The sequence below is a fragment of the Bradyrhizobium oropedii genome, from assembly GCF_020889685.1.
Taxonomy (GTDB): domain Bacteria; phylum Pseudomonadota; class Alphaproteobacteria; order Rhizobiales; family Xanthobacteraceae; genus Bradyrhizobium; species Bradyrhizobium oropedii.
Genome location: NZ_JACMYO010000042.1, coordinates 15,756 through 41,954 on the forward strand (window position 1 = coordinate 15,756; position 26,199 = coordinate 41,954).

The following is a 26,199-nucleotide window of genomic DNA, read 5'->3' on the forward strand; positions in this document are numbered from 1 at the left end:
GGTGGTCCGATCGTCGCCCGTCCGGACGCACGTCGAATTCATGCGCCGGGCGATGCCTTGCGCGTTCTGTCCGTGTCGCCCTCGAACGACAGCCAGGCGACCAGTGCGACGATCACCGTCAGGAAGGCGAGGCTGGTGTAGATCGTGCCGAGGCCGACGCCGCCATATTCGCGGGACTGGGACAGCAGGTCGCCGAGCGACGCGCCGAGCGGGCGTGTCAGGATGTAGGCGAGCCAGAACGTCAACACCGCATTGGCGCCGAGCGCGTAGGCTGCCGCGATCGCCGCGATCAGTGCCGCGAAGGCGACCACTCCGACGTTGAAGCCGAGGCCCAGTGCTTCGGTCGCAAGGTCGCCCGCCGCCGTGCCGAGCGCGAATGTGAAGAGGATCGCCGCCCAGTAGAACAATTCGCGCCGGGTGGTCACGATGCTGTGGATCGACAGCGTCCGTTCGACCGCGAACCAGATCGCGAAGGTTGCCGCCAGGGCGATCGCGAAGGCGGCCGTGCTGACGTAGAGGCTGATTTCAAGCTTGTCGGTCAGCGCATCGGTAATCTGCGTCCCGACGATGCTGACGAGCACGACCGTCAGCCAGTAGATCCACGGCACGTACCGGTCCATCCGCAGCTGGATGACGAGCACCGCCGCCAGCAGAGCGGCCATCAGCAGCCCGGTTACGCTTGTTCCGAGGCCGACATGAACGGCAAGATAATCGGCGCCGGTCTCGCCGACCGTGGTCGACATGATCTTGATCAGCCAGAAGACGAGGGTGACTTCGGGGACCTTGTTCAGCATGCAGTGGCCGATGCGTCTGATATCCTGCACGGTGTGAAGCTCCGCTTTGATGTGGTCGGCGGTTTCGCCGGGTTCGAAAGCGAGCGTGCACTGCGTGACTTAGCCCCGCCTTAGGCGGCCGGACCGGCCGCGATTTGGACGCAGAAAGCCCTAAGCCGCGGCTAAGTCGAAGCTGATATGATCGCGCTGGCGTCGCGGGGTTTATCGCTGCGACGCAGTTTTCGCCGGGCATACCTCTGGCGCGGATCGGGATGGATTGCCGGGCGATGCGGGTGCTCTTGGTTGAGGACGACAGGATGATCGGTGCCGCCGTCGTCGAGGCGCTGAGGGATGCCGCCTATGCGGTCGACTGGGTGCGCGACGGCGACCTCGCCATCGAAGCCAGCCGCAGCGAGACCTACGACATCGCGCTGCTCGATCTCGGACTGCCGTTGACGGACGGTCTCGACGTCCTCAAGGCGATCCGGGAGGGCTCCTCGCGCCTTCCCGTGATCATTCTCACCGCGCGCGATGCGCTGAACGATCGCATCCGGGGACTCGATCTCGGCGCCGACGACTACCTGGTCAAGCCGTTCGAGATCGCGGAGTTGCTGGCGCGTATGCGCGCGGTGCTGCGACGCGAGGGCAGTGGAGCGCCGCCGGTCCTGACCAACGGCGAGCTGCAACTCGACCCGGCGACGCGGGAAGCCACTTTCTGCAAGGAAAAAGCGCTCCTCAGCGCACGCGAGTTCGCCCTGCTTCAGGCGCTGCTGAACCGGCCGGGGACGATCCTGTCCCGTGCCGAGCTCGAACGCCAGATCTACGGCTGGCGCGAAGAGGTCGAGAGCAACGCGGTCGAGTTCCTGATCCACGCAGTGCGCAGAAAACTCGGCGCCACGGCGATCAGGAACGTGCGGGGCGTCGGGTGGATGGTGGATCGTTCGCGATGATGAGATCGTTGCGTGGACGCCTGTTCGTCGGATTGACCGCGATCATCCTGTTGACCGGCGCCGTCGGCGGAATGCTGGCGTACAGATGGGCCTACAGCGAAGCGATCGAGACGCAGGACTCTGTCCTGATCCAGATCGGCAGCTTCGCGATGAGCGCCTCGATCAGACAAAGCCGGCCTGTCACCGGCGTCGACGCGGAAGCCGAGGTTGCCGTTGTCGAGCTGGGCGAGGCGCCACGCGGCTCCGCCGACGATCGCCGGCTCTGGGGACTGAAGGATGGGCTGCACAATGATGTCTATCACGGGCAGCCGGTACGCGTGCTGCTTCGCACCCGGCCGGACGCCAGCCGCTTTGCGGTGACGCAGCGCACCGAGATCCGTACGGAAATTGCAGGCGACATGGCGGTGCGCACGCTGCTGCCGATCGCAGCGCTGGTGCCGTGCCTGCTGTTGATGACTGCATTCGTGATCGCGCGATCGTTCCGGCCGATGTTGCACCTCGCCGGCGATCTCGACGCCAGCAGGGTGGACGACATCGGCGAATTGCCGGTGACGGGCGCGCCAAGCGAGCTTCAGCCGTTTCTTGACTCGATCAACGGGCTGCTGGGACGGATGCGCGTCATGATGGACCAGCAACGGCGTTTCATCGCCGACGCTGCCCACGAACTTCGAACGCCGGTCACCGCGCTCAGCCTGCAAGCGGAAAATCTCGCGTCCCTCGACATGCCGGCGGAGACGCGTGACCGGCTGGATGCGCTGAAGAGCGGCATGCGGAGGACGAAGCATCTGCTCGAGCAACTTCTTGCGCTCGCGCGTCAGGACGCCGCGCCGTCCACCGCGAGCGCACGCGTGGAGCTGGACAAGATCGCAAAGGGCGTTGTCGCAGATTTGTTACCGGAGGCCTCAGCGCGCAACATCGATCTCGGTTTTGCCGTGGTCGAAGCGGTCGCGGTGAACGGTGATCCGCTGTCCCTGATGTCGGCGATCCGGAACCTGGTCGAGAACGCAATCAAGTTCACGCCGAACGGAGGGGCGGTCGATCTCGGCATCTATCGCGAGGATGGAATGAGCGTCATCCAGATCGAGGACACCGGACCGGGGATTCCGCCGCAGGATTTGGCACGGGTATCTGAGCCGTTCTTTCGCGGCGGTGAGCGGAGCGGAGAGGGGGCCGGGCTCGGGCTCTCGATCGTGAAGCGAATCGTCGATCATGCCGCAGGTTCGATCCTGTTCGAAAATGTGGCCGGCGCCGGACGCTCGGGCTTGCGCGTGACCGTCAGGCTGCCGGCGGCCGATCGATGAGGTCGGGCAGCGGGCAAAATCCGCGGCAGGCGCGCGGCATCATTGCCATTGCATCTTGAGACCCGCCCGGCTTGCCGCTACCAGTGCAGTCCGGAAGCGATGCCAGGCGCATCGGATAAGGAACATTTCTCATGGCAAACACGACGGCGGAGCTTGAAGCGCTCCTGATGCAGCGGTCGCTGACCGATCCGCAGCTTCTGGCGACGGCGGAGGCGGCATCGGACTTCCGCATCCTGCCGGATGCCACGGTGATCAAGATCGGCGGGCAGAGCGTGATCGATCGTGGCCGCGCCGCGGTCTATCCGCTGGTCGACGAGATCGTCGCGGCCCGCAAGGCGCACAAGCTGCTGATCGGGACCGGCGCGGGCACCCGCGCCCGGCATCTCTATTCGATCGCGGCCGGGCTTCGGCTGCCGGCCGGCGTGCTCTCGCAGCTCGGCGCCTCGGTCGCCGATCAGAATGCCGTGATGCTGGGCCAGCTGCTCGCCAAGCATGGCATCTCCGCGGTCAGCGGCGCCGGACTGTCGGCCGTGCCGCTTTATCTCGCCGAGGTCAACGCCGTGATCTTCAGCGGCATGCCGCCATACGGTCTGTGGATGCGGCCCGCGCCCGAGGGGATGATCCCGCCTTATCGCACCGACGCCGGATGCTTCCTGGTCGCCGAGCAGTTCGGCTGCAAGGCGATGATCTATGTGAAGGACGAGAACGGCCTCTACACCGCGAACCCGAAGACCTCGAAGGGCGCGACCTTCATTCCCAAGATCTCGGTCGCCGAGATGAAGGCAAAGGGATTGCAGGATTCGATCCTGGAATTCCCGGTGCTGGATCTGCTCGCCAGCGCGCGGCATGTCCGCCAGGTGCAGGTCATCAATGGCCTCGTCCCCGGCAATCTCACCCGCGCGCTCGCGGGCGAGCATGTCGGCACCATCATCACCGCGAACTGAGCAGAGACACGACCATGGATGACACCATCAAGCACGTCGCTTCGCCGCTCGCGCGCCAGACCCTGCTCGACAGCGATCTCACCCGTCCCGTCGCCGGCGACGTCCGATTGCCCTGCTGCCCTGGGTGCAGGTGATCAAGATCGGCGGCCGCTCCATCATGGATCGCGGCCATGCGGCGATCCTGCCGATCGTCGCTGAGCTGCGTTCGCTGCTGCCCGAGCACCGCATGCTGATCCTGACCGGCGCCGGCATCCGCGCCCGCCATCTCTACAGCGTCGGCCTCGATCTCGGACTGCCGGTCGGTTCGCTCCAGCCGCTCGCGGCCAGCGAGGCCGGGCAGAACGGTCATATTCTCGGCTGTCTGCTCGCGCCGGAGGGCGTGTCCTATATCGAGCATCCGACCATCGCCAGCCAGCTCGCGATCCATCTCTCCGCATCTCGCGCGGTGGTCGGCAGCGCGTTTCCGCCCTATCACCATCACGAGTTTCCGAACTCGCGCATCCCGATGCATCGGGCCGACACCGGCGCGTTCCTGATTGCCGATGCACTCGGCGCGGCCGGCCTCACCATCGTGGAAGATGTCGACGGCGTCTACACCGACGATCCCAATGGTCCCGACGGAAAGAAGGCGCAGCTGCTGCGCGAGACGAGCTTCGCCGACCTCGCCAAGCTGAAGGGCACGCTGCCGTTCGATCCCGCTCTGCTCGAGGTGATGGCCAATGCGCGGCATATCGAGCGTGTGCAGGTCGTGAACGGCCTCGTTCCCGGCCGGCTCACCGCGGCGCTACGCGGCCGGCATGTCGGGTCGATCATCCGCACCGGCGCACGGCCGGCCTAGCTCGATTCAATCGTCGCGCGCCGCGTTCGTTCGGCGCGCGACGTTTACTTGATCGTCGCGTGCACCGTGATGACCGAGGTGCCGGACGCCTTCGGCCCCTTACCTGTCGCCTTGATGGCAAACGTATCGCTGCCCTTGTACTTGGCCTTCGCCCTGTATTCGAAGGTCGTCGCGTTGATCTTCTTCAGCTTGCCGTAGGACGGCTTCTGCGAGATCGACGAGTCCGTCACCGTGCCGCGGATCCCGACCGGGATCTGGCAGCTCTCGCCTGAGGCGACGTCGATATCGCCGGTCGAATTCTCGCCCCAATCCGCCAATGTCACCGACATCGAGCACTCCGGCACGGCCTGCGCCGACAACGCCGGCGTGACACCTGATACTGCAAGGATGAGCGCCAGGGCGGCGACGCTCGACAACCGCGTCGTGACGATACTCGTTTTCATGCAAGGCCCACTGCTGAGGGTTTTCGGCGCAGGAATCCTGCAACGTGGGAGCAGGGGTGGCAAGGGCTTCGCCTCACCTGTGTGACGCGTGTTGAAATAACCTCAGCGTCTTGTTGCGCGGTTGAAGCGTCACCATCATCACCGCACCGCGATCTGATCGGGACACAAATCGTTCGCGTGACAAGAGGGGGTTCCAATGGCTGAAAGCAACGACGGTCGAAACGCGCCGCAAGCGGGCTTTGCCGGCGTCTCGCGCAAGACCCTCGAGCGTCTCGCGCTGCCCGGCGATCATCGCGAGCTCGTCGTTGCCGAGGTGACTTATCCGCCCGGCGGCGTCGCACCGCTGCATCGGCATCCGGTCGGCGGTGTGATCTTCATTGTTGAAGGTGTTGCCGAGTCTGCTTACGGCGACGAGGCTCCGCGACAATACCGGGCAGGCGAGACCTTGCAGGATCGCCCTGACGTTCCGCATACGCTGTTTCGCAACTGCGACCCGGACCGGCCGCTGCGCTTCCTGACCATCTACGCGCTCGAACCCGGGCGCGCCTACACGATGGAGCCGTAAGGCTCGGGAAGATCGGAAGTAAAATACTACCTTTTATTCACTTGAGGTTTTGCGTTTGCGCCGGCCAGTGCAGGCGGAACGGCCAGGAGCATGCAAACCGATTCCACCAGGAGTTCATGTGCACGGTCGACGATGTCGTCCAACGAACTCGTCTTCGCGAACATGGCCTGGGCTTCCGCCAGCAACCGCTCACGCGTCGGGATGCTGGGCAGATGCAGATCGGCACGATGCTGCAACAGAGCAAGCGCTTCCCGCACCGACAACCCGGTCTCGTGCACCGACGATTTGATCGCCTGCGCAATGTGTTCGGGGTTGAAACGGCCGGCGAGCTGCTCAGCCGTTCGCTTGATCACACGCGATCCCAAGCGCTGCTCATTGCGGAGAACCTGCGCGGGCGGCGCCTTCAGATCCCAGACGATACCGAACCAGGACAAGGCCAACAGAACATAATAGGTCGCATCGATCTCCCACCAGCGGAAGCCTTGCCGCGCGCTGCTCTGATAGGCGTGATGATTGTTGTGCCAACCCTCACCCATCGTAAACAGAGCCAGCAGCCAATTGTTGCGGGAGTCATCGCCCGTAACGTAGCGCTTGCGTCCGTGAACATGCGCGAGGGAGTTGATGCAAAACGTTGCATGATACAGCAGCACGGTGCTCCAGAAGAAACCGACCACCAGCCCAGGCCATCCGGCAACGAGGAAGCACAGAGCTGCGACCACGACCGCCGGCAAAACCTCGAATTTATGGAGCCACATCAACTCCGGATACGCGGCAAAGTCCGAAACCTTCGTCAGATCCGTTGCATCGTGCTGTCGATAAAAGATCCAGCCGAGATGACTGTACACGAAGCCCTTATGACCCGGCGAATGCACATCGTGCTTGGTATCCGAATGAAGATGGTGGTGCCGATGTTTCGCGGCCCACCAAAGGATGCTTTTCTGGGCGCTGCTTTGGGCAAGGAATGCAAGGATGAATTGAAACGTCCGGCTTGTTGAATAAGCCCGATGCGAGAAGTACCGATGATAGCCGGCCGTGACCGCAAACATGCGCAGCCAGTACAGCGCGACGCAAATTGCAATCGCCGGCCATGAGACGCCCGACCAGATCGCCGCCAGACACGCCAAATGGACCAGCACGAACGGGAGGACCTGCGGGTACATGATGTCGTCGTGCTGCGGAGCTGGATCGATATTGGTGGACACTCTCGCGACCTCAGCTGCTTCGATGCGCAGGCCGCTTCGCCGGCAGACGGTTCAAGTCCTGGTCCTGGCGGGCATCACGCGCGGTGTTGATAAAGAGAACCCCGCGGCCGGGTGACCAGTCGCGGGGTCGCGTAACCAGAGGCTTTGCCAGTTCATCCGTGGTCAAAGCAGCATGGCCGATTGTCGCAGCTTACACCGCGCGCAGATTGTCCGCAGCAGATTTGCCGGTCCGGCGGTCTGCAACGATTTCAAAAGACACCTTCTGACCCTCGTTGAGGGTGCTCATGCCGGCGCGTTCGACGGCGCTGATATGAACGAAAACGTCTTGGCCGCCGTCGTCCGGCTGAATGAAGCCGAAACCCTTCTGGCCGTTAAACCACTTCACAGTTCCCAAGCTCATGGAACATCGTCCTTTAGTATAGATGCGTGTTTGGAGCCGCACCCGAGGGCGCAGCAGGCTAATTCGAAGTTCAGGGGGTGAGGGTCGTCAGTCAGGCACGCTATCAGCGGCGAGGCCAAGTCGTTCGGCCGAAACTCGATCCGAGGTAAATAGCTACGGTTCGGCCATTCCGCAAGTGGCTTTTCCCCCTTTCTGACCTCGACCGCGACGTCCCCTGAGCCAACGGCATCGCCGGTTTGGGGCCAGGCGCCCTATTCCTTCTTCGCCGTCAGGCCGTCGACCATCGCGCGCGTCAAGGTCGAGATCTCGCTGCGCAGCGCGCCGATCGGCACCGCGATCAGCTTGTGCTCCAGCCCGAGCGCCACCATGCCGTGCACGGCGGAGAACAGGCTGCGCGCGGTGACGCCGAGCTGCGCCGGTGAACGCTGCTGAAACAACGCGGCGAGCGGTTTGTAGATGTGGCGGAACAATTCCATCTGCTCGGTGATGGCCCATTCCGGCACCGGCTTGCCGGGCTGCATGCGATGCTCGAACAGCGCGCGCCACAGTTCGAGATTGTCGGCGGCGAAGTCGCAATAGGCGACCGCGATCCGCACCAGCATCTCGCGCGGCGCCGCCGCGGCGCCGATCTCGGCCAGCGACAGCGAGGCATCCAGCCGGGCCAGCGTGCGCGAGCCGACCCGCAGGATCAGCTCATCGACATCCTCGACCAGATTGTAGACGCCGCCATTGGCGACACCGATTTCCTGGGCCAGTTCGCGGGTTTTCAGGCCGCCGAGACCCTTTGCCGCAATCGCCCGTTCCGCCGCCTCGATCAGCGCTTCGCGCAGTTTTGCACGTCGTTCCAATGCTTTGGACATGTTTCACCGGTCATTAACGGCATTCTTGAGCGTCGCTCAAATAATACTTGAGCAATGCTCATTATGTGGTACAAGAGAGTCATGAGCGATGCTCATAGCAGGGAGCGATCAAATGTTCAAAACTGTTTTGACGATTTTCCGCGGCAGCGTTGCGGCAGCGGAGGAAGAACTGCAAGACCGGACGGCGCTGGTCGTCCTCGACCAGCAGATGCGCGATGCGGCCGCCGCCGTCGACCGCTCGAAGCGGACCCTCGCGCTCGCCATCGCCGGCGACGCACAAGAGGGCCGGCGGCTCGAGGCCACCAACGCCCGGATCGCCGATCTCGAGGTGCGTGCGTCCGCGGCGCTCGAGGGCGGCCGCGAAGACCTCGCCCGCGAAGCCGCGCAGGCGATCGCCAATCTCGAGGCCGAACGCGACGCCGCGATGACCGCGCGCACGCTGTTCGCCACCGAGATCACCCGGCTGAAGCGCCACGTCGCCAATGCCGAGGCGCGCATTGCCGAGCTCGATCGCGGCCGCCGCCTCGCCCGTGCCTCGGAAGCGGTGCGTTCGCTGCGCCGGAGCGGCATCGAGGCGGCGCGCCCCTACGAATCGACGCTGCCGGAAGCGGAAGCGACGCTGAAGCGGCTGCGCGAGCGGCAGATGGAGATCCAGGCGGCGGATGACGCGCTGTTCGAGATCGACACCGCCTCGGGCCCGCTCGCCACCGCCGAGAAACTTGCGGAACAGGGTTTTGGTCCGCGCATGAAATCGACCGCCGACGACGTGCTGGCGCGGCTGAAAGCCAAGCGCCCGAACGCAGCCTGACACCTCGAGCCTGAAACCAAGCCGACTTCAAACACACATCATCAAGGAGACGACCATGAACCAGACCATCCAACCCCACAGCAGCAGCTGGGTGACCTTCACTTACGCGTCGTTTGCAGCTTCCGCTTTCCTCGTCGGTGTCGGCGTGTTCTTCCTGCCGATCGACCTCTGGATGAAGGGCTATCTGACGATGGGCATCGTGATGCTGGTGCAGACCTGCGTCACGCTGACCAAGACGGTGCGCGACAATTACGAGAGCGGCAAGTTCGTCAACCGCATCGAGGATGCCAAGGCCGAGCGACTGCTGATGGAAGTCTCCAAGGCGGGTTGAGCCGGAGCCCAATTCCCTCCGCGTCATTGCGAGGAGCACTTAGCGACGAAGCAATCCATCGGCCCGCATCTGCGGAAGGATGGATTGCTTCGCTCCGCTCGCAATGACGGCGGATAGGCTCCGCCTTACGACCAACTTTGTTCCGTTTCCGGAAGGCCTTGTTTACCCTGCGGCGAACAGCGTCAGGTTGCGCTCATGGCTCCTTAACAGGCCGGAGTGCAGAGATCGCGCCCGAGGGACAGAGAAATGGCGTCCACCGACAATCCCACGCCCGCTTCGCGCGGCAGCTCGGGCCTAGCGAAGGCGCGCGCGGCCTTTGACGGGCTGCGCAGCCATGGCGGCTTCTGGCTGAAGGCGCTGTCGCAGCCGACCATCGATCTCACACTGCGGACCCAGGCCGGCCAGCGCACCCGGATCGTCGAATCGCCCGGACTGTCGCTGCCGAAGGACGAACTCGACGCGCTGGTCGCGCAGCTGCGCATCGTCGCGGCGAAGACGCTGCCCGAGGAGAGCCTGACCTACGGCATCTTCTCCGGCGAGCCCGAGCGGCTGTCGCGCGCCGTCATCACGCTGATCTCGGAGGAAGACACCGGCCGACCGATCGCCTTCAACGCCCTGTCGGTGATGGACGTGCCGCTCGACGGCGAGCCGGCTGAAGTGACCCATCTCGGCCTCGTCATGGTCGATCCCGATGTGCGCGGGCAGGGGCTGTCCTGGGTGCTCTATGGCCTGACCGCGCTGGTGCTGTTCGCGCGCGACGGGCTGCGGCCGAAATGGATTTCCAACGTCACCCAGGTGCCGGCGGTGGTCGGCATGGTCAGCGACACCTTCTCGGACGTGTTCCCGTCGCCATTGCCGGGCGCGCGGCAGAGTTTTGCGCATCTGCAGCTCGCGCGCGGCATCATGGCACGGCACCGCGCGGTGTTCGGCGTCGGCGAGGAAGCCGGCTTCGACGAGGCGCACTCGGTCATCACCAACGCCTATACCGGCGGCTCGGACGCATTGAAGAAGACCTTCGAGATCGCGCCGAAGCACCGCAACGCGGTCTACAACGAATTCTGCGAGCGCGAGCTGGATTACGGCCGCGGCGACGATGTGCTGCAGCTCGGCCGCGTCGATCTGGCCGGGGCGCGCCGCTATCTCATGAGCGAGGTGCCCTCGGGCTCGCTGCCGGCATTGCTCGCGGCATCCGCGATGCTGGCGCTGCAACGGCTGGTGCTGCCGGTGGTCTACTGGCTGGACGACAGCCGCGCCTTCGGCACGCTGCGGCCGCGACGGCAGGAGAGCGGGGTCGCGCGATGAACTTCGACTATTACTCCTTCACCGGCCGCAACATCGGTTTCATCGACGAACACGAGCAGCAGCTGCTGCGCCAGGCGCGGGTATTCGTCTGCGGCGTCGGCGGCATGGGCGGCGCGGCGTTCATGGCGCTGGCGCGCGCCGGTGTCGGCAAATTCGTGATCGCGGATATCGACCGCTTCGAGGTCTCCAACCTCAACCGCCAGGTGTTCGCCTTCGCCGACGAGGTCGGACGCGAGAAGGCGGCGGTCGCCGCCGAAGCCGCCAAACGCATCAATCCGACCATCGAGATCGAGGTGCTCGGCGAGAACTGGACCAGCGAGCTCGCCGGAATTGCCGCGCGCTGCCCGGTCATCGTCAACGGCATGGACGATATCGCCGCCGGCGTGCACCTGTACCGGACCGCCAAGCGCGCGGATTCAACCGTGATCGACGCCTATATGTCGCCGCTGCCGTCGGTGATCGTGGTGCGCCCGCACGATCCCAGGCCCGAGCAGCGCCTCGGTTTTCCCACGCTGGCTAAGGACTGGACTGATATCACCGACGACGACCGCCGCGCGGCGATGCGCGCCGAGATCGAGCACGTGATGCTGCATTCTTCCTCGCGCAACTATGTCGACCTCGCGATCGCCGGCGAAGTCGCGGCCGGCCGCCGCAGCCGGATGTCGTTCGCACCGATGGTGATCTCGACCGGCATGCTGATGGCCTATGAGGTGGTCGCGTTGATCCTCGGCCGTACCTCCGGCACCGATTGCCGTGGCTGGTTCCTCAACCCGCATCGGCCGGCGATCGAGAAGCCGCGCAATGCGCTGGTCGCCGCCCTGATGCGTCCGCTGGTGCGGCGCGCCATCGACGAATTGACGGGCGGCAAATGACCTCAGGGGTGATTGCCGATTCCATCGTCAATCTCTGCGGCGCCATCGGCGTCGCGGTGGCGATGATGACGTTCTATCGGCGCGATCCCAAGAGCCCGCTGACTCGCCGCCTGCTGCTCGCGCTCGGCGTGATCGCGACCCTGTTCCTCGATCGTGGCTTAGCGTGGTGGAGCGGAAGCTTTGTGCTCGACCGCCTCTCGGTGATCCCGGCCGCGCTGATCCCGCTCGGCGCGCTGATCGTCACCGAAGGCATCCTGCGGCGGCATGCGCCGCGCGTGGTCAAGATTGCGGCGCTCGGCGGCGGCATCCTGCTCGGGCTCGGCGGCACGTTCGGGCTGCAACGTTTCGTGATGCCCTATGCGATCACGCTGGCGCTGTTCCAGCTGCTGGCCTTCGCCACCTGCGCGCTGCTGCTGGCGACGCGCGACCGCGCCGCGCTGATGGCTTCGGAAAACCGCAGCATCGGCCGCATGGCGGTCGGCGCGCTGGTGGTGATCCCGTTCATCCTCACCGACTTCCGCACGCTATTCCCGGACATTCCGGTCCGGCTCGGCGCGCTGGGCGCGCTGCTGACGGTGACCGTGATGCTGATCGCCGGCGGCGGCGCCGAGACCCGCCGGCATGGGCTTGCGATGATGGCGCTGCGGCTGATCTCTTCGGGCCTTCTGGGGCTCGCGGCCGCCTTCATGGCGCCTGACGTCGATGCCGCGCAGATGGTGCGGTTCGTCGCGGTCGCGATCGCCGGCGTGCTGACCATCGGCCTGATGACCGACGCATTGCGGGCGCTGTTCGAATCGCAGGAGCCGGGCGTGCTCAATTCGGTAGCGGCCTCGCCGGCGCAGACCCGCGAGCAGTTGATCGCCGAGCTTGCGCGGCATCCGATCTTTGAAAGCGCGCGGCGTTTTCGCGAAAGCGAGCTTGCGCTCTACGATCCACCGCTGCTGCGCGACTTCCTGTCGACGCGCCGGGTGCTGCGCCGGTCCGATGCGCCGTGGGGGTTGCCGCTGACCGATCCGGCCGCCGAGCGCATGGTCTCGTTGATGACTGCCAACAACGCCTCCCATGTCATCGTGCTCGCGCATGATCCACTCGACCTCATTGTGCTCGCCGTACCCGTGACCGCGGCCGATCCCGCCACCGAAACCGCGCTGGCGCTGGTGCGGCGGCTGTTGGCGTTGACCCCGGAGGCCAAATGAATCTCGAGATCCGGGAGGGCGACCGCAAATCGGCATTCGACGCCGCCCTCAATGCCTATGGCCCCGACAGCCTCTACGTGCCGCCGCTGTGGAGCGACTTCGACCGGATGTTCGATCCGGCAAAGAACCCGTTCGTCACCGAAGGCCATGGCCGCTATGCGCTGTTTTCCGCGCATCGCGACGGAAAACCGGTCGGCCGTATCGCTGCCTCGATCCACGATGCCTCCAACCGCAAGCACGGCACGCGTCACGGTGCGTTCGGCTTCTTCGACTGTATCGACGACGTCGAGGTCGCCGATGCGCTGCTGTGGGCCGCCGAGCAATGGCTGTCGGCGCGCGGCATGAGCCGGGTCGCCGGCAATTTCAATCTGACGGCGATGCAGCAGATCGGCGTCATGACCGACGGCTTCGACCATGCGCCGTTCACCGACATGATGTGGTCGCCGCCGCACATCGCGCAGCATCTCGAACGCGCCGGTTATGCCGCGACCTTCCCGATGACGACGTTCGAGATCGCGCTCGACGGCGGCAAGCCGGAGCAACTGCTCAGCGACAAGCAACGCGCGGTGCTGGCCGACAAGGATTTCGTCTGGCAGCCGATCAAGCGCTCCGCCTTCAAGGTGCGGTTGGAGGATGCGCGGCTGATCCTCAATGACGGCTTCGCCGACAACCCGATGTTCGTGCCGCCGACCGCAGCGGAATATCTGTTCCAGGCCGGCGACATGATGTGGATCATCGACAAGCGGATTTCTACGGTGGTCTACCACCGCGGCCGCCCCGCCGGCGCGATCATCGCGATCCCCGACCTCAATCCGCTGATCAAGGCGATCGGCGGCCGGGTCGGGCCGACGGCGCCGTTCAAGTTCGTGCAGCACCGCATGCTGAACACGCGCGCCGTGCTGATCTATCAGTCGGTCTGTCGCGACCTGCACAATCGCGGCCTCAACGGCGCGATGCTCTACCGCACCGCGCTGGCATTGCAGGAGGCCGGCTACCGCACGCTCGGCGGCACCTGGATCGCAGACATCAACGGCCCGTCGCTGCGCCAGGTCGAGAAGGCCGGCGCGACGCCGCTGCACCGGCTGCATCTGTTCACCAAGCGGCTGGCCGCGGCATGAGCGCGCTGACGCCGGATCTGCTGCGCGAGCTGGTCGCGGAGGCGCGGCTGGCGCCGAGCGTCCACAACATCCAGCCGACGCGCTGGCGACTGCTCGGCGATGGGCGGCTGGCGCTGGTCGACGACGTCAGCGTGCGCGCGTCGGTCGCCGACCCCGCAGGGCACGATGTGCTGGTGTCGCACGGCGCGGCGCTGGAAGGCATGAGCCTCGCGCTCAACCGCCGCGGCTTCGCAATCACGGCCATGACCACGATCGAGCAGCAACTGTCGGCGCAGTTTGCCGCGCTCTGCAGCTTTGCGATCAGGCAAGGTGTCGCGCCCGACCCGTTGACTGACCACGTGGCGAGCCGCATGTCATGGCGCAGCAAGTTTGTGGCGTCGCCGGATGACGGCGCGTCACTGGTGCAGCTTGCCGTGGCGCGTGACGATTTGATCTGCATCTGTTATCGCCGGACGATTGCCGATATCGCCGGGTGGGCCGACCAGGCCGAGTTCTCCTTTGTCCGCGACGACGACTACCGGGCCGAGCTGCTTGCATGGATGCGGCTGTCGCCCGGTCATCCGCACTATCTGCTTGACGGTCTCAACCGCGATGCACTGGCCATGAATGCAATCGAGGCCACCGCCGCCGGTTACGTGCTCGGCGGCCTGTTCAAGCCGCTGGATCGCCTCGGCCTCGCGGCATTGCTGCTTGCCGACAGCGCCAAGACCGCCTCGGCATCGGCGATCGTCCTGTTTTGCCGCCCGGTCGGTGAGGATCCACTCACGACCGGACGGCACTTCTACCGCAGCTGGCTGGAGATCGATCGCGCCGGTTTCGCAGCCTGTCCGATCTCGGCGCTGGCAGACCATCCTGACTTCAACGATCGGCTGCGAAAGCTCGGCAAGGTCGACGCCGATCTGCGCCTGGTCAACGTGTTCCGTGTCGGCCGGCCATCAAAACCGTCGAAACCTCGCCATTTCCGGCTGTCGGTCGATCAGCTCATCATCTAGATTTCTGTCTTGACGCGTTTTCTTTACGCGAACCGGTATCCACTTCGCTCGAAAACGCTTTAGGATGCGCTCACAAGAAGAGCGCGATACCCGCTGTCAAAGCTTCACGGGGTCGTGCTATGACGCCGCCCGCTAACCAATGACCGGTGGGGATGATGTCGAAGCAATCGTTGCGCGAGGAGGCCGAGCGCCTGATCCGCGAGACCATGGAAAAGCGGAACCTGGTCATCAAGCAGGGCACGACCCGGATCGAGGCCGTCTGCGGCAAGTGCGGTGCGCCGAACCGGGTGCAGGCGGAAAAGGGCCAGTCCCGCGTCAAGTTCACCTGCAAGAACTGCGACCACAAGCAGGAAACGCTGTAAGACGTTTCCGTCGTCATTGCGAGGAGCGGAGCGACGAAGCAATCCATCGTTCCGCGCACGCCGAGGCATGGATTGCTTCGCTTCGCTCGCAATGACGAGGACGGACGCTCTACTTGAACGCCTCGCAGACCGTGATGTGATCCGGCGCGACCCGGGCCGCGGTCCGGAGCGAGACGTTGCGCCACCAGGCGTCCAGCGCGTGGCGGTCGCAGGCGAGCTTCACGCTCATGCCGCCGGCGAACTCGATCCAGTCCGCAAAGCTTTGCCGTGACACCGCGATCACAACCGGAATGTCGGCATCGAGCGCGCGTTCGATCACAAAGCCAAGACCCTTGCCGTCGCGTTCCCGCTTGCCGAAGCGGTTGATGATGACGAGATCGGCGCCGGCCGACAGCGCGTCGGACGGCAAGGGCGAGCCTGCAACCATCCGCCTGTCGATCAACCAGGTCGGTGCGCTGGTGATGACGTTGCCCGGCCTGATCAGCAAGGCGTTGCAGACCCGCTTCGGCGACCAGTCGTTGCGCTACGCCTATCCGCTGGATTCATGGGTGATCGAGCAGTCGACCGATCCGGCCCAGGGCATGGTGACGCTCACGACATCCGACGGCTTCAGTGTCTGCTTCTCGATCCCGCGCGCCCAGCAGAGCGAGCTCGGCGAAGCGCTGGTGGCGCAGCCCGCGACGCCGGTGCGCGTGCGCGCGAATTCGGCCGCGCCCGACGACGCCTTCCCGTCATTGCGAGCGAAGCGAAGCAATCCATCTCTCCGCATGCACGGATGCATGGATTGCTTCGTCGCTTCAGCGCAAAATTGCTCTGCAATTTTGTCGCGAGCTCCTCGCAATGACGGGCGGCGTTCACTTCCCCTTCACGAACGCCGCGAACGCATCGCCGTAATCCTTGTGCCAGCGTGACAGCGGCGGGCGGTTCTCGACGATGTCGCCGGCGGCCCACAGGATGCGGCGTTCGTCGAGCGCGCGCGGCACGTCATTGTCGGGGCAAAGGATATAGAAATCGCCGGCCGCGAGGCGCTCGATCATGAAGTCGACGGTCTGCTCGGATGTCCAGGCGCCGGCCGGCTTTTCGGTGCGGCCGCGCGCGGTGAGCCCGGTGAAGACAAAGCCCGGGATCAGCAAATGTGCCGTAAGCTTGCAGCCGTCGGTGTTGCGCAGCTCGTGTTGCAGCGCCTCGGTGAACGCCTTCACGCCGGCCTTGGAGACGTTGTAGGCGGGATCGCCCGGCGGCGTGGTGATGCCCTGCTTGGAGCCGGTGTTGATGATCAGTCCCGGACGGCCGCGCTTGATCATGTTGGGGGCAAAGGCCTGCGTGCCGTTGATGACGCCCCACAGATTGACGCCAAGGATGCGCTGCCAATTGTCCGCGGGGCCGGACATCGCGCTGCCGGGCTGGATGCCGGCATTGTTCATCAGGATATCGGTGCCGCCGAATCTTTTTGCGACGGCGGCTTCGAGATTTGCGACCTCGTCGGCCCGACTGACGTCGACCGCAGCCGTCATGATGTCATCCGCGCCGCCGGGCGCCGCAGATGACAGTTTTGCCGCCGCCGCCTTCAGCCTGTCATCGCCGAGATCGGCGATGCAGACCTTCATGCCGGCTTCGGCAAACCGCGTCGCGGCAGCAAGCCCGATGCCGGATGCGCCTCCGGTGATCACGGCAACATGATTGGCTGATATCACGGGGTGGGGCATCTGTTGTCTCCGGACACATATGTGGCTGAGGTTATCATAGCGTTTTCAAGCGAAGTGGTTCCCGGTTCGCGTGAAGAAAATGCGTCAAACAAGAAACCCTTAGCATAATGCGCGTACCATGCACGCAGGCGCATGGGAGGTTTTCATGCGCGCCACCCTCTTCAACGTCGGCGCCGCTTTACGGTTGCGCGTCTGCGCTGTAGAATCGCCGATATAACGCTTCCAGAAGACCTCAGCCGACAATTTGACAGGGAGTGCAAACATGGCTGTTTCGCAGGCTATTCCGATCACGCGCCATCCTTATGCCGACGGCTCCTACAAGAAGATGCTGATCGACGGCAAATGGCTCGACGCCGCATCCGGCAAAAAGTTCGAAACCCATAACCCCGCCACCGGTGAATTGCTCGCGACGGTCGCCGAAGGCGATGCCGAGGATATCAACCGCGCGGTTGCGGCGGCGCGCCGTGCGTTCGAAGGGCCCTGGAGCAAGGTGAAGCCGTTCGAGCGGCAGAACATGCTGCTCAAGCTCGCCGAGCTGGTCGAAGCCAATTTCGAGGAATTGTCCCAGCTCGACACGCTCGACATGGGCGCGCCGATCAGCCGCACGCGCGGCAACAAACTGCGCGCGCTCGGCATGCTGCGCTACTATGCGGGACAAGCCACCGCGATCCACGGTGAGACCATCGAGAACTCGCTGCCCGGCGAGATCTTCTCGTACACGCTGAAGGAGCCGATCGGTGTGGTCGGCGCCATCATCCCGTGGAACGGGCCGCTGACCGCCTCGATCTGGAAGATCGGCCCGGCGATCGCGACCGGCTGCACCGTGGTGCTGAAGCCGGCCGAGGAATCGCCGCTGACTTCGCTGCGCATCGGTGAGCTCTGCATGGAGGCCGGCATTCCGCCCGGCGTCGTCAACGTCGTGCCGGGCTATGGTGAGACCGCGGGTGCTGCGCTCGCCAATCATCCCGATGTCGACAAAGTCGCCTTCACCGGCTCGCACGTTACGGGCCAGTCGATCATCCGTGCGTCGGCCGGCAACCTCAAGCGCGTGTCGCTCGAGCTCGGCGGCAAGTCGCCGGACATCGTGTTCGCCGACGCCGATCTCGATGCGGCGGTGCCGGGGGCTGCGATGGCGGTGTTCGCCAATTCCGGCCAGATCTGCAGCGCCGGCACCCGGCTGTTTGTCGAGCAGAAGGTCTATGACGAGTTCGTGGGCCGCGTCGCCGAGTTCGGCAAGAAGCTGCAGGTCGGCAACGGCCTCGACCCCAACACCCAGATCGGCCCACTGGTGTCGAAGGATCAGCTCGACCGCGTCTCGGGCTACCTCGACCTCGGGCAAAAGGAGGGCGCCAAGGCACTTGCCGGTGGCGGCCGTCTCACCGAGGGCGCGCTATCGAAGGGTTACTTCGTGCAGCCGACCGTGTTTGCCAATGTGCAGGACAACATGCGCATCGCACAGGAGGAGATCTTCGGCCCGGTGATCTCGGCGATCTCGTTCAAGGATCCGGACGAGCTGATCAAGCGCGCCAACGCCACCACCTTCGGCCTCGGCTCCGGCGTCTGGACCACCAATGTCAGCAAGGCGCACCAGGTCGCGAAGGCGCTGCGCGCCGGCTCGGTCTGGGTCAATTGCTATCAGGCGATGGATCCGGCGGTGCCGTTCGGCGGCTACAAGATGAGCGGCTACGGCCGCGAGTCCGGCAAGCAGCACGTCGAGGAGTATCTCAACGTCAAGGCAGTGTGGATCAAAACGGGCTAGCGCCTGCTTCTCACCTCTCCCCGCTTGCGGGGAGAGGTCGCCGCGCTCTTGCGCGGCGGGTGAGGGGGTACAGGTCTCAACGATCGGCTTGCTCGCTGAGAGAAGCTCGTTACCCCACCCCGCAATATTTCGGAATATTAGAAATATACCCCTGATTTGCCCGACGCGTCAAGCTGCCTTGTCGAGCGCCGGCCGCAGCCGGCTACTTTGCATGGGGTTGTTTTCGATATTTTCGCAAGGCGTCCCTGCGACGGCCGTAGGTCCCTTGCGTTTACCGCCCGGCGGCCTTCTTCGGCTTGCCGATGTCGCTGCGCAGCGCCTCGAGGTCCTTGCGCACGGCGCTCGCCGCATCGCGCTCGATCTTGCGGTAGCGTGCCACCAAAGACAGGCCGAACGGGGTCAGCACCGCGCCGCCGCCGTTCTTGCCGCCGGTCTGCCGTTCCACCGCCGCCTGGCGGCAAATGCGGTTGATCTCGTCGACCAGGTCCCAGGCGCGCTTGTAGCTCATGTCCATGGCGCGGCCGGCGGCCGAGATTGAGCCGCATTCCTTGATCTGCTCGAGCAGCAGGATCTTGCCCGGCCCGATCCGGTCCTCGGCATCGAGGTCGATGCGGACGCTCAGGGAGGGGAGCGATGAGGCGCTCGATTTCGACATGGGAGACCTGTTCTCGTGGCAACAGATTGCCACTACCCGCTTTTATGAACAAGATGAACCCGTTAGATAACGGGAAATCACATAAGATTAATTGGGGTAGGCATGAATCCTCCGTCGCTGTTCTCTCCGCTCAAGGTCGGTCCGTACCAGCTCAAGCATCGCGTCGTAATGGCGCCGCTGACGCGGATGCGGGCGGCGCGGCCGAGCCTCGTGCCGCGGCCGATGAACGCGGAATATTATGCGCAGCGCGCCACACAAGGCGGCCTGCTGATTGCGGAAGCCTCGCCGGTGGTCGCGACCGGCTTCGGCAACCCCGGCGTCCCCGGCATCTACAGTGAGGCCCAGATCGCGGGCTGGCGCGAGGTGGTGGATGCCGTGCACGCCAAGGGCGGCTTGATCTTCCTGCAGCTCTGGCACGTCGGCCGCGTCTCGCATTCCTCGTTCCAGCCGGATGGCGCGCTGCCGGTGGCGCCGTCGGCAGTCGCGATCCCCTCCGAGTTCAAGTGCATGACCGCGGACGGCAAGGTGGTCTACTATGAGACACCGCGCGCGCTCGAGACCAACGAGGTCGCGCTGATGGTCGAGGCCTATCGTGAGGGCGCGAAGAACGCGCTCGCCGCCGGTTTCGACGGCGTCGAGATTCACGGCGCCAACGGCTATCTGATCGAGCAGTTCCTGCAATCGCGCAGCAATCAGCGCACCGACCAGTATGGCGGGTCGATCGAGAACCGCGTCCGCTTCCTGCTGGAGGTGACGCAGGCGGTAACCGAGGTGTGGGGCGCCGATCGCGTCGGCGTGCGGCTCTCGCCCTACGGCATCGCCAATGGCAGCGGCGAAGCCGATCCGATGCCGCTCTACAGCCACGCCATCAAGGCGTTGGACAAATTCGGGCTCGCCTATCTGCATTTCATCGAGCCGCGTGCCTCGGGCACGGGCCGAGCCGAGGTCGACTGGCAGAACGTGCCGTCCGCGATGGTGCTGTACCGCCCGATGTGGAACGGCGTGCTGATCACCGCCGGCAATTTCGTCGGCGACAGCGCAGAGCGCGCACTTGCCGAAGGCCATGCCGATGCGATCGCGTTCGGCCGCTACTTCATCTCCAACCCGGACCTGCCGCACCGCCTACAGCGCGGCCACCCCCTGACCAAGTACAACCGCGCCACCTTCTATGCCGGTGAGGAGAAGGGCTACACGGATTATCCCGTGCACGACGAGCTGGCGCAGGCGTAGACGCGACGCCGGCGCGACCCGCGTCATTGCGAGGAGCGAAGCGACGAAGCAATCCATCGCTCCGCAGGCGCGGCTCGATGGATTGCTTCGCTTCGCTCGCAATGACGGTGGTTACATGTTCCCGGATGACGACGAACTCTCGCCGACCAAGAAGCCCAAACCCGTGGCGCTGGCGAAGCCCGCTTCCGGCCAATGCCTGTGCGGCAAGGTGCGGTTCGAGATCGATGTGCCGGCGCGCTGGGCCTGGCACGATCACACCGCCGCCAGCCGCCGCGCGCATGGTGCTGTCTATGCGACTTATGTCGGCAGCTGGCGCAAGCGCTTCCGCATCACGCAAGGCGAGAGCGAGCTGTCGCGCTACGAGGATGCCGCCACCAAGACCGCGCGCAGCTTCTGCGCCAATTGCGGCACGCCGATTTGCTACGAACGTGCGCGGTCGCCGCACATGGTCAACATCCCGCGCGCGCTGTTTTCGGGGCGCACCGGCCGGCAGCCGCTCTATCACATCGCGATCGAGGAACTGCAGGAATGGGCCTACACCGGCGAGCCGCTGGTGCCGCTGAAGGGCTATCCCGGCGTGGTCTGGCAGCGCTCGAAAAAGAAGAAGCGCAGCGAGCGCGAGGGGATGTTCTAGCGCGCGTCTGACATCAGGCGCGCGCCTGCGGAATGCGGCCATGACCGGCCGCTCGATTGCTCCCGGAGCGCAAGTTTGGTCATCTCCCTTGATCCCGTCGGCCAACGCGCTGACAGCCTGGAGGGAACATGAATCGCATTACCGGCCGCTCGGCATTTCTGGCGCTGCTGAAGGATGAGGGCGTCACCCATCTGTTCGGCAATCCCGGCACCACCGAACTGCCGATCATGCATGCGCTGAAGGACCATCCCGATCTCACCTATGTGATGGCGATGCAGGAGAGCCTGGTGGTCGCGATGGCCGATGGCTTCAGCCGCGCCTCGGGCAAGCTCGTCGCCTGCAACGTCCATGTCGCGCCCGGTCTCGGCAATGCGATGGGGTCGCTCTACAACGCCAGCTTCACCGGCACGCCGCTGATCCTGACCGCCGGGCAGCAGGAGCAGGGCCACGGCCTGACCGAGCCGGTGCTCTACGGCCCGCTGGTGCAGATGGCCACTCCCTTGGTGAAATGGGCGGTCGAGGTGACGCGGCTCGAAGACCTGCCGCGCATCGTGCGTCGCGCCGCCAAGATCGCCACCACGCCGCCGACCGGGCCGGTGTTCATCTCGCTGCCGGGCGACATCCTCAATTCGGAGGCCGGCGTCGAGCTCGGCCGCTCCACCAGGGTCGACACCAGCGTCCGGCCGTCGGAGGAGTCGCTGAAGGCGCTCGCTGTGCGGATCCTCAAGGCCGAGCGTCCGGTGATCGTCGTCGGCGACGAGATCGTGAAAAGCGATGCGCTGCGCGAGGCAGCCGATCTTGCCGAGACGCTGGGCTGCCCGGCCTGGCAATCGCCGACGCCCTACGGCTCGCACTTCCTTTCCGAAAGCCCGAGCTTCATGGGCGCGATCGCGCGGCTGCAGAAGGTCGCCCGCGATGTGCTGGCGCCGCATGATCTGCTGATCGCGCTCGGCGGCGATCCGCTGCGGATGTCCGTCTACAGCGAGGTCGATCCGCTGCCGGACGGGCTCTCGATCGTGCAGGTCGGCCTGGTCGACGGCGATCTCGCCAAGAACTACGGCGCGGAGATCGCGGTCAAGGCCGACGTCAAGGAGACGCTGCGCGCGCTGGTCCCGGCATTGAAGGAGCTCGGCGGCGGTGCGCTAGAGACGCGTGCCAAACAGGGCCTCGCGGCGCTGTCGACAAAAAACTGGACGGCGAAGCGCAAGGCGTTGGTCGAGCAGATCTCGAAGGCCAGTCACGCCTCGCCGATCGATCCCGATTGGCTTGCACTGCAGGTCGTCGAAGCGATGCCTGACGACGCGATCCTGGTCGACGAGGGCCTGACCTCGTCGCGGCAGATCCTCGCATTGCGCGCGCATCGCGATCGCTACGGCTATCACGCGCTCGCCTCAGGCGGCATCGGCTGGGGCTTGCCGGCCGCGGTCGGCGTCAGCCTCGCCAATCCGCAGCGGCCGGTGGTGTGCTATTCCGGCGACGGCTCGTCGATGTATTCGATCCAGTCGCTCTGGACCGCAGCCAACCACAAGCTGCCGCTGACCTTCGTCATCGTCAACAATGGCGGCTACCGCATCATCAAGCAGCGCCTGCTCGCCTTCCATGGCGACGATCACTATGTCGGCATGGATTTTATCGATCCGCCGGTCGATTTCACCGGCATCGCGCGCTCGCTCGGGCTGGAGGCGATCAAGATCACTGATCCGCAGGAGCTGAAGGGCGCAATGAAGTCGGCGTTCAGCCGCCCGGGCGCGAAGCTGATCGAGGTGATGGTGAACAATTCGGTGAATTGAACGGCGCACGCTTGTTCTCACACCGTCACCCTGAGGAGCGCGAAGCGCGTCTCGAAGGGTCGACGGCCCGGCTGGTGGCCGTCGATCCTTCGAGGCTCGCTCCGCTCGCACCTCAGGATGACGGGACGAAGAGCGTCCTCTACTCCGCCGCTGCGCTTCGTTTCACCCGATAGCGGCTCGCCGGGTGTGTGTCGTTGAGCTTTCTGCGCCCCTCGCCGAACAGCTTCTCCCGCAGCGTGCCTTTCGCATACTCTTTCTTGTAGCGGTCGCGCTTGACGAGCTCCGGCACCAGCATGTCGGCGATATCCTCGAAATCGCCGGGCGAGATCGCAAAGGCGACGTTGAGTCCGTCGACGCCGGTGTCTTCGAACCATTGCTCGATCTTGTCGGCGACCTGCTCGGGGGAGCCGACCACCACCGGGCCGGCGCCGCCGATGCCGACATGCTCGGCGACCTCGCGCACGGTCCAGACCCGGTCGGGGTCGGCGCGGGTGACGTTGTCCATCGCGGAACGGCCGGCGTCGTTCTGCACGTGCCGCACCTCCTGGTCGAGCGAATAGGTCGAGAAGTCGACGCCAGTCCAGCCCGACATCAGCGCCAGCGCGCCCTCATGGCTGATGTGGCTGCGATACTCGGCGTATTTCGCCTTGGCTTCGGCCTCGGTCGGCGCCACCACGATGCACATCATCGAGAACATCAGGATCTCGGCGGCGTTGCGGCCCTTCTCGGCGGCGAGCTCGCGGATCGCCGACACCCGCGGGCCGATCACCTTCGCTGACGGGCCCGACATGAACACGCATTCGGCGTGCTCCGCGGCGAACTGCCGGCCGCGCGGCGAGGTGCCGGCCTGGTAGAGCACCGGCGTGCGCTGCGGCGACGGCTCCGAGAGATGGATGGCGTTGAGCCGGTAGTTGTTGCCCTCGTGCTGCACGCGATGCACCTTCGCAGGGTCGGTGAAGATGCCGCGCGCGACGTCGCGGATCGCGGCGTCGTCCTCCCAGCTGCCTTCCCACAGCTTGTAGACCAGCTCCATATATTCGTCGGCGAGCTCGTAGCGGTCGTCGTGCGCGGTCTGCTTGTCCTTGCCGGCGCCGCGCGCTGCGCTGTCGAGATAGCCGGTCACCACGTTCCAGCCGACCCGGCCGCCGGTCAGATGGTCGAGCGTCGACATCCGCCGCGCGAACGGGTAGGGCGGCTCGAACGAGAGATTGCTGGTGACGCCGAAGCCGAGATTTTCGGTTACCGCGGCCATTGCCGGGATCAGCATCAGCGGCTCGTTGGCCGGGGTCTGCGCTGCGTTGCGCAGCGCCGCATCCGGATTGCCGGCATAGACGTCGTAGACGCCGAGCACGTCGGCGAGGAACAACCCGTCGAACCGGCCGCGCTCCAGCGTTTTCGCCAGATCGGTCCAGTAGGACAATTTGTTGTAGTCCTTGGTGCGGTCGCGCGGATGGGTCCATAGCCCCGGCGACTGATGCGCCACGCAGTTCATGGCAAAGGCGTTGAGCCGGATTTGTTTTGTCATTGCCGTAACCTTGGTCGAAACCTTGCGCCGTGCTGCCCGGTCGATGCCGGGCGTCCCTGCATCAACTTGTTGCGACTTCCCACGTTTTGGCAAGGCCCATTCGCATTTGATGCCCTTCCGGTGGCGCGCCGATCCCGATAGGTTGCGCCTCTCCAGAAGCATGATCCGGATACGCGACGCGGCGTTCCGGCAGGTTCATGCCAAGACGTGACCGGACGAAGGAACAATCATGGCGACACGGGCCGACGCAATCGCAAACGCGCGAGAGCATTTTCAATCGGGGCAGTTCTTGAAGGAGCTGGACCGCAGGGTCGGCTACCAGACCGAGAGCCTGAATGCCGACAAGGCTGATGCGCTGCGCGCCTATCTGGTCGAGAATCTGCAGCCGGCCTTTGCCGAGCTCGATTTCAAGACCCGCCTGATAGAGTCGCCGACCGGCCGTGGCCCGTATCTGATCGCCGACTACCAGGAGGATGCCGCGCGCCCGACCGTGCTGACCTATGGCCACGGCGACGTCGTCGACGGCATGGTCGGCGAATGGCGCGACGGGCTCAATCCCTGGCAGACCACGGTCAAAGGCGACCGCGTCTACGGCCGCGGCACCGCCGACAACAAGGGCCAGCATTCGATCAACATGGCCGCGCTGCGGGCGGTGAAGCAGGCGCGCGGCGGCAAGCTCGGCTTCAACGCCAAATTCATCATCGAAACCGGCGAGGAGATCGGATCGCCCGATCTGCGCGAGGTCTGCGAGGCGCATCGCGAGGAGCTGAAAGCCGATCTGTTCATTGCCTCCGACGGGCCGCGGCTGTCGGCGGAGCGGCCGACCATCTTCCTCGGCTGCCGCGGCGGCAACCGCATCCATCTCGACGTCAATCTGCGCGAGGGCGGCAACCATTCCGGCAATTGGGGTGGCGTGCTCGCCAATCCCGCGACGATCCTGGCGAGCGCGATCGCGAGCCTGGTCGACGGCAAAGGCCGCATGAAGCTCGATATCCTGAAACCGCCGCCGATCTCCAATCGCGTCCGCGCCGCGCTGGCTGACGTCGAAATCAAGCCGACGGCGGACGAGCCCCAGTTGGCGGAAGATTGGGGCGAGGAGGGGCTCACGGCGGCCGAGCGGCTCTATGCCTGGAACGCGCTCGAAGTGCTGGCGATGTCGTCGGGCAATATCGACAAGCCCGCCAACGCGATTCCCGGCAAGGCGAACGCGGTGCTGCAGCTTCGCTTCGTGGTCGGCACCAGGCATCTCGAGGTGATCGACGCGGTGCGCGACTATCTGCACAAGAACGGATTTCCGATGGTCGAAGTATCCGGTACGCAGCGCTTTGCCGCCTCGCGCACCGACATGGACAGCCCGTGGATCGACTGGGCGGCGAACTCGATCCGCACCACCACCGGCAAGGCGCCGGCGGTGCTGCCGAACTTCGGCGGCTCGCTGCCGAACGACGTGTTCTCCGAAGGCCTCGGCCTGCCGACGATCTGGGTGCCGCATTCCTATCCGGGCTGCTCGCAGCACGCCCCCGACGAGCACATCCTGCTGCCGGTGACCGAGGAGGCGCTGACCATCATGCCGGCCTGTTCTGGGATCTCGGTGAGGCAGCGCACAAGGGGTGAAGGCCTGCGCGCATTTTCCCCGTCATCCT

26 protein-coding genes and 2 pseudogenes are annotated in these 26,199 nt (G+C 65.1%); 18 read left to right on the forward strand and 10 right to left on the reverse strand.

Translation table 11 applies throughout. The features are described from left to right. Positions 1 to 38: 38 nt before the first annotated feature. Positions 39 to 794, reverse strand: coding sequence for a COG4705 family protein (locus tag H8A95_RS14275; protein ID WP_229183740.1), 756 nt, complete (start codon positions 792 to 794; stop codon positions 39 to 41). Positions 795 to 1,060: 266 nt separating this feature from the next. Between H8A95_RS14275 and H8A95_RS14280 the strand changes: the two genes are divergently transcribed. From H8A95_RS14280 to H8A95_RS14295, 4 genes and pseudogenes are all read left to right on the forward strand, one after another. Further along, positions 1,061 to 1,723 (forward strand): response regulator transcription factor, encoded by a 663-nt coding sequence (locus H8A95_RS14280; RefSeq protein WP_229183712.1) that lies wholly within the window; start codon positions 1,061 to 1,063, stop codon positions 1,721 to 1,723. Beyond that, positions 1,720 to 3,024: a sensor histidine kinase gene (locus tag H8A95_RS14285; RefSeq protein WP_229183713.1), complete on the forward strand. Its 1,305-nt coding sequence runs from the start codon at positions 1,720 to 1,722 to the stop codon at positions 3,022 to 3,024. Before H8A95_RS14280 ends, H8A95_RS14285 begins: the two co-directional genes overlap by 4 nt. Positions 3,025 to 3,155: 131 nt before the next feature. Then, positions 3,156 to 3,968 (forward strand): amino acid kinase family protein, encoded by an 813-nt coding sequence (locus H8A95_RS14290; protein ID WP_229183714.1) that lies wholly within the window; start codon positions 3,156 to 3,158, stop codon positions 3,966 to 3,968. Between the two features lie 14 nt (positions 3,969 to 3,982). Then, positions 3,983 to 4,806 (forward strand): annotated as a pseudogene (locus tag H8A95_RS14295) (amino acid kinase family protein). A 44-nt stretch (positions 4,807 to 4,850) separates the two neighbouring features. Here H8A95_RS14295 and H8A95_RS14300 read toward each other — a convergent pair. Further along, complete coding sequence (locus H8A95_RS14300; RefSeq protein WP_229183715.1) at positions 4,851 to 5,249, reverse strand: hypothetical protein; 399 nt, start codon at positions 5,247 to 5,249, stop codon at positions 4,851 to 4,853. Between the two features lie 196 nt (positions 5,250 to 5,445). Between H8A95_RS14300 and H8A95_RS14305 the strand changes: the two genes are divergently transcribed. Then, entirely contained in the window at positions 5,446 to 5,814 is a 369-nt protein-coding gene (locus H8A95_RS14305; protein ID WP_229183716.1) for a cupin domain-containing protein, read from the forward strand. A 26-nt stretch (positions 5,815 to 5,840) separates the two neighbouring features. On the opposite strand, the gene H8A95_RS14310 is transcribed toward H8A95_RS14305, so the two are convergent. The 3 genes from H8A95_RS14310 to H8A95_RS14320 form a co-directional block, all read right to left on the reverse strand. Further along, entirely contained in the window at positions 5,841 to 6,974 is a 1,134-nt protein-coding gene (locus H8A95_RS14310) for an acyl-CoA desaturase (protein WP_229183741.1), read from the reverse strand. 232 nt (positions 6,975 to 7,206) lie between these two features. Further along, the gene (locus H8A95_RS14315; protein ID WP_229167217.1) at positions 7,207 to 7,416 is read right to left on the reverse strand and encodes a cold-shock protein; all 210 of its coding nucleotides are present in this window, start codon (positions 7,414 to 7,416) and stop codon (positions 7,207 to 7,209) included. 251 nt (positions 7,417 to 7,667) lie between these two features. Continuing rightward, entirely contained in the window at positions 7,668 to 8,276 is a 609-nt protein-coding gene (locus H8A95_RS14320) for a TetR/AcrR family transcriptional regulator (protein WP_229183717.1), read from the reverse strand. Positions 8,277 to 8,388: 112 nt separating this feature from the next. On the opposite strand from H8A95_RS14320, the gene H8A95_RS14325 reads away from it, so the two are divergent. The 8 genes from H8A95_RS14325 (at position 8,389) to H8A95_RS14360 (ending at position 15,257) form a co-directional block, all read left to right on the forward strand. Further along, a complete protein-coding gene (locus H8A95_RS14325; RefSeq protein WP_163157747.1) occupies positions 8,389 to 9,084 on the forward strand; it encodes a PspA/IM30 family protein in 696 nt (231 codons plus the stop codon). Positions 9,085 to 9,139: 55 nt separating this feature from the next. Continuing rightward, positions 9,140 to 9,415, forward strand: a complete 276-nt coding sequence (locus H8A95_RS14330) for a YiaA/YiaB family inner membrane protein (RefSeq protein ID WP_229183718.1) — start codon at positions 9,140 to 9,142, stop codon at positions 9,413 to 9,415. A 246-nt stretch (positions 9,416 to 9,661) separates the two neighbouring features. After that, positions 9,662 to 10,717, forward strand: a complete 1,056-nt coding sequence (locus H8A95_RS14335; RefSeq protein WP_229183719.1) for a hypothetical protein — start codon at positions 9,662 to 9,664, stop codon at positions 10,715 to 10,717. Continuing rightward, the gene (locus H8A95_RS14340) at positions 10,714 to 11,589 is read left to right on the forward strand and encodes a HesA/MoeB/ThiF family protein (RefSeq protein ID WP_229183720.1); all 876 of its coding nucleotides are present in this window, start codon (positions 10,714 to 10,716) and stop codon (positions 11,587 to 11,589) included. Before H8A95_RS14335 ends, H8A95_RS14340 begins: the two co-directional genes overlap by 4 nt. Beyond that, positions 11,586 to 12,785 (forward strand): hypothetical protein, encoded by a 1,200-nt coding sequence (locus tag H8A95_RS14345; RefSeq protein ID WP_229167222.1) that lies wholly within the window; start codon positions 11,586 to 11,588, stop codon positions 12,783 to 12,785. Before H8A95_RS14340 ends, H8A95_RS14345 begins: the two co-directional genes overlap by 4 nt. Further along, positions 12,782 to 13,903, forward strand: a complete 1,122-nt coding sequence (locus H8A95_RS14350; protein ID WP_229183721.1) for a GNAT family N-acetyltransferase — start codon at positions 12,782 to 12,784, stop codon at positions 13,901 to 13,903. The genes H8A95_RS14345 and H8A95_RS14350 overlap by 4 nt, the downstream gene beginning before the upstream one ends. Continuing rightward, positions 13,900 to 14,895 carry a nitroreductase family protein gene (locus tag H8A95_RS14355; RefSeq protein ID WP_229183722.1) on the forward strand — a complete coding sequence of 332 codons (996 nt, stop codon included), beginning with the start codon at positions 13,900 to 13,902 and terminating at the stop codon, positions 14,893 to 14,895. The genes H8A95_RS14350 and H8A95_RS14355 overlap by 4 nt, the downstream gene beginning before the upstream one ends. Positions 14,896 to 15,050: 155 nt before the next feature. After that, the gene (locus tag H8A95_RS14360; protein WP_024581255.1) at positions 15,051 to 15,257 is read left to right on the forward strand and encodes a hypothetical protein; all 207 of its coding nucleotides are present in this window, start codon (positions 15,051 to 15,053) and stop codon (positions 15,255 to 15,257) included. 109 nt (positions 15,258 to 15,366) lie between these two features. Here the strand turns inward: H8A95_RS14360 and H8A95_RS14365 are convergent, their stop codons facing one another. From H8A95_RS14365 to H8A95_RS14375, 3 genes are all read right to left on the reverse strand, one after another. Next, positions 15,367 to 15,744, reverse strand: a complete 378-nt coding sequence (locus H8A95_RS14365; protein ID WP_229183723.1) for a DUF2478 domain-containing protein — start codon at positions 15,742 to 15,744, stop codon at positions 15,367 to 15,369. Between the two features lie 42 nt (positions 15,745 to 15,786). After that, entirely contained in the window at positions 15,787 to 16,011 is a 225-nt protein-coding gene (locus H8A95_RS44145; RefSeq protein ID WP_338027848.1) for a hypothetical protein, read from the reverse strand. A gap of 100 nt (positions 16,012 to 16,111) precedes the next feature. Then, positions 16,112 to 16,963, reverse strand: a complete 852-nt coding sequence (locus H8A95_RS14375; protein WP_229183724.1) for an SDR family NAD(P)-dependent oxidoreductase — start codon at positions 16,961 to 16,963, stop codon at positions 16,112 to 16,114. 262 nt (positions 16,964 to 17,225) lie between these two features. On the opposite strand from H8A95_RS14375, the gene H8A95_RS14380 reads away from it, so the two are divergent. After that, the gene (locus tag H8A95_RS14380) at positions 17,226 to 18,722 is read left to right on the forward strand and encodes an aldehyde dehydrogenase family protein (protein ID WP_229183725.1); all 1,497 of its coding nucleotides are present in this window, start codon (positions 17,226 to 17,228) and stop codon (positions 18,720 to 18,722) included. Positions 18,723 to 18,993: 271 nt separating this feature from the next. On the opposite strand, the gene H8A95_RS14385 is transcribed toward H8A95_RS14380, so the two are convergent. Continuing rightward, positions 18,994 to 19,377 carry a winged helix-turn-helix domain-containing protein gene (locus H8A95_RS14385; RefSeq protein WP_229183726.1) on the reverse strand — a complete coding sequence of 128 codons (384 nt, stop codon included), beginning with the start codon at positions 19,375 to 19,377 and terminating at the stop codon, positions 18,994 to 18,996. Positions 19,378 to 19,479: 102 nt separating this feature from the next. On the opposite strand from H8A95_RS14385, the gene H8A95_RS14390 reads away from it, so the two are divergent. From H8A95_RS14390 to H8A95_RS14400, 3 genes are all read left to right on the forward strand, one after another. Next, positions 19,480 to 20,607: an alkene reductase gene (locus H8A95_RS14390; protein ID WP_229183727.1), complete on the forward strand. Its 1,128-nt coding sequence runs from the start codon at positions 19,480 to 19,482 to the stop codon at positions 20,605 to 20,607. Positions 20,608 to 20,722: 115 nt separating this feature from the next. Further along, on the forward strand, positions 20,723 to 21,241 hold the full coding sequence (locus H8A95_RS14395) for a GFA family protein (protein WP_229183728.1): 519 nt from the start codon (positions 20,723 to 20,725) through the stop codon (positions 21,239 to 21,241). 128 nt (positions 21,242 to 21,369) lie between these two features. Then, complete coding sequence (locus H8A95_RS14400; RefSeq protein ID WP_229183729.1) at positions 21,370 to 23,031, forward strand: thiamine pyrophosphate-binding protein; 1,662 nt, start codon at positions 21,370 to 21,372, stop codon at positions 23,029 to 23,031. A gap of 139 nt (positions 23,032 to 23,170) precedes the next feature. On the opposite strand, the gene H8A95_RS14405 is transcribed toward H8A95_RS14400, so the two are convergent. Further along, a complete protein-coding gene (locus H8A95_RS14405; protein WP_229183730.1) occupies positions 23,171 to 24,556 on the reverse strand; it encodes an LLM class flavin-dependent oxidoreductase in 1,386 nt (461 codons plus the stop codon). A 229-nt stretch (positions 24,557 to 24,785) separates the two neighbouring features. Here H8A95_RS14405 and H8A95_RS14410 point away from each other — a divergent pair. Further along, positions 24,786 to 26,170: pseudogene (locus H8A95_RS14410) on the forward strand (M20 family metallopeptidase). The last annotated feature ends 29 nt before the right edge of the window (positions 26,171 to 26,199 follow it).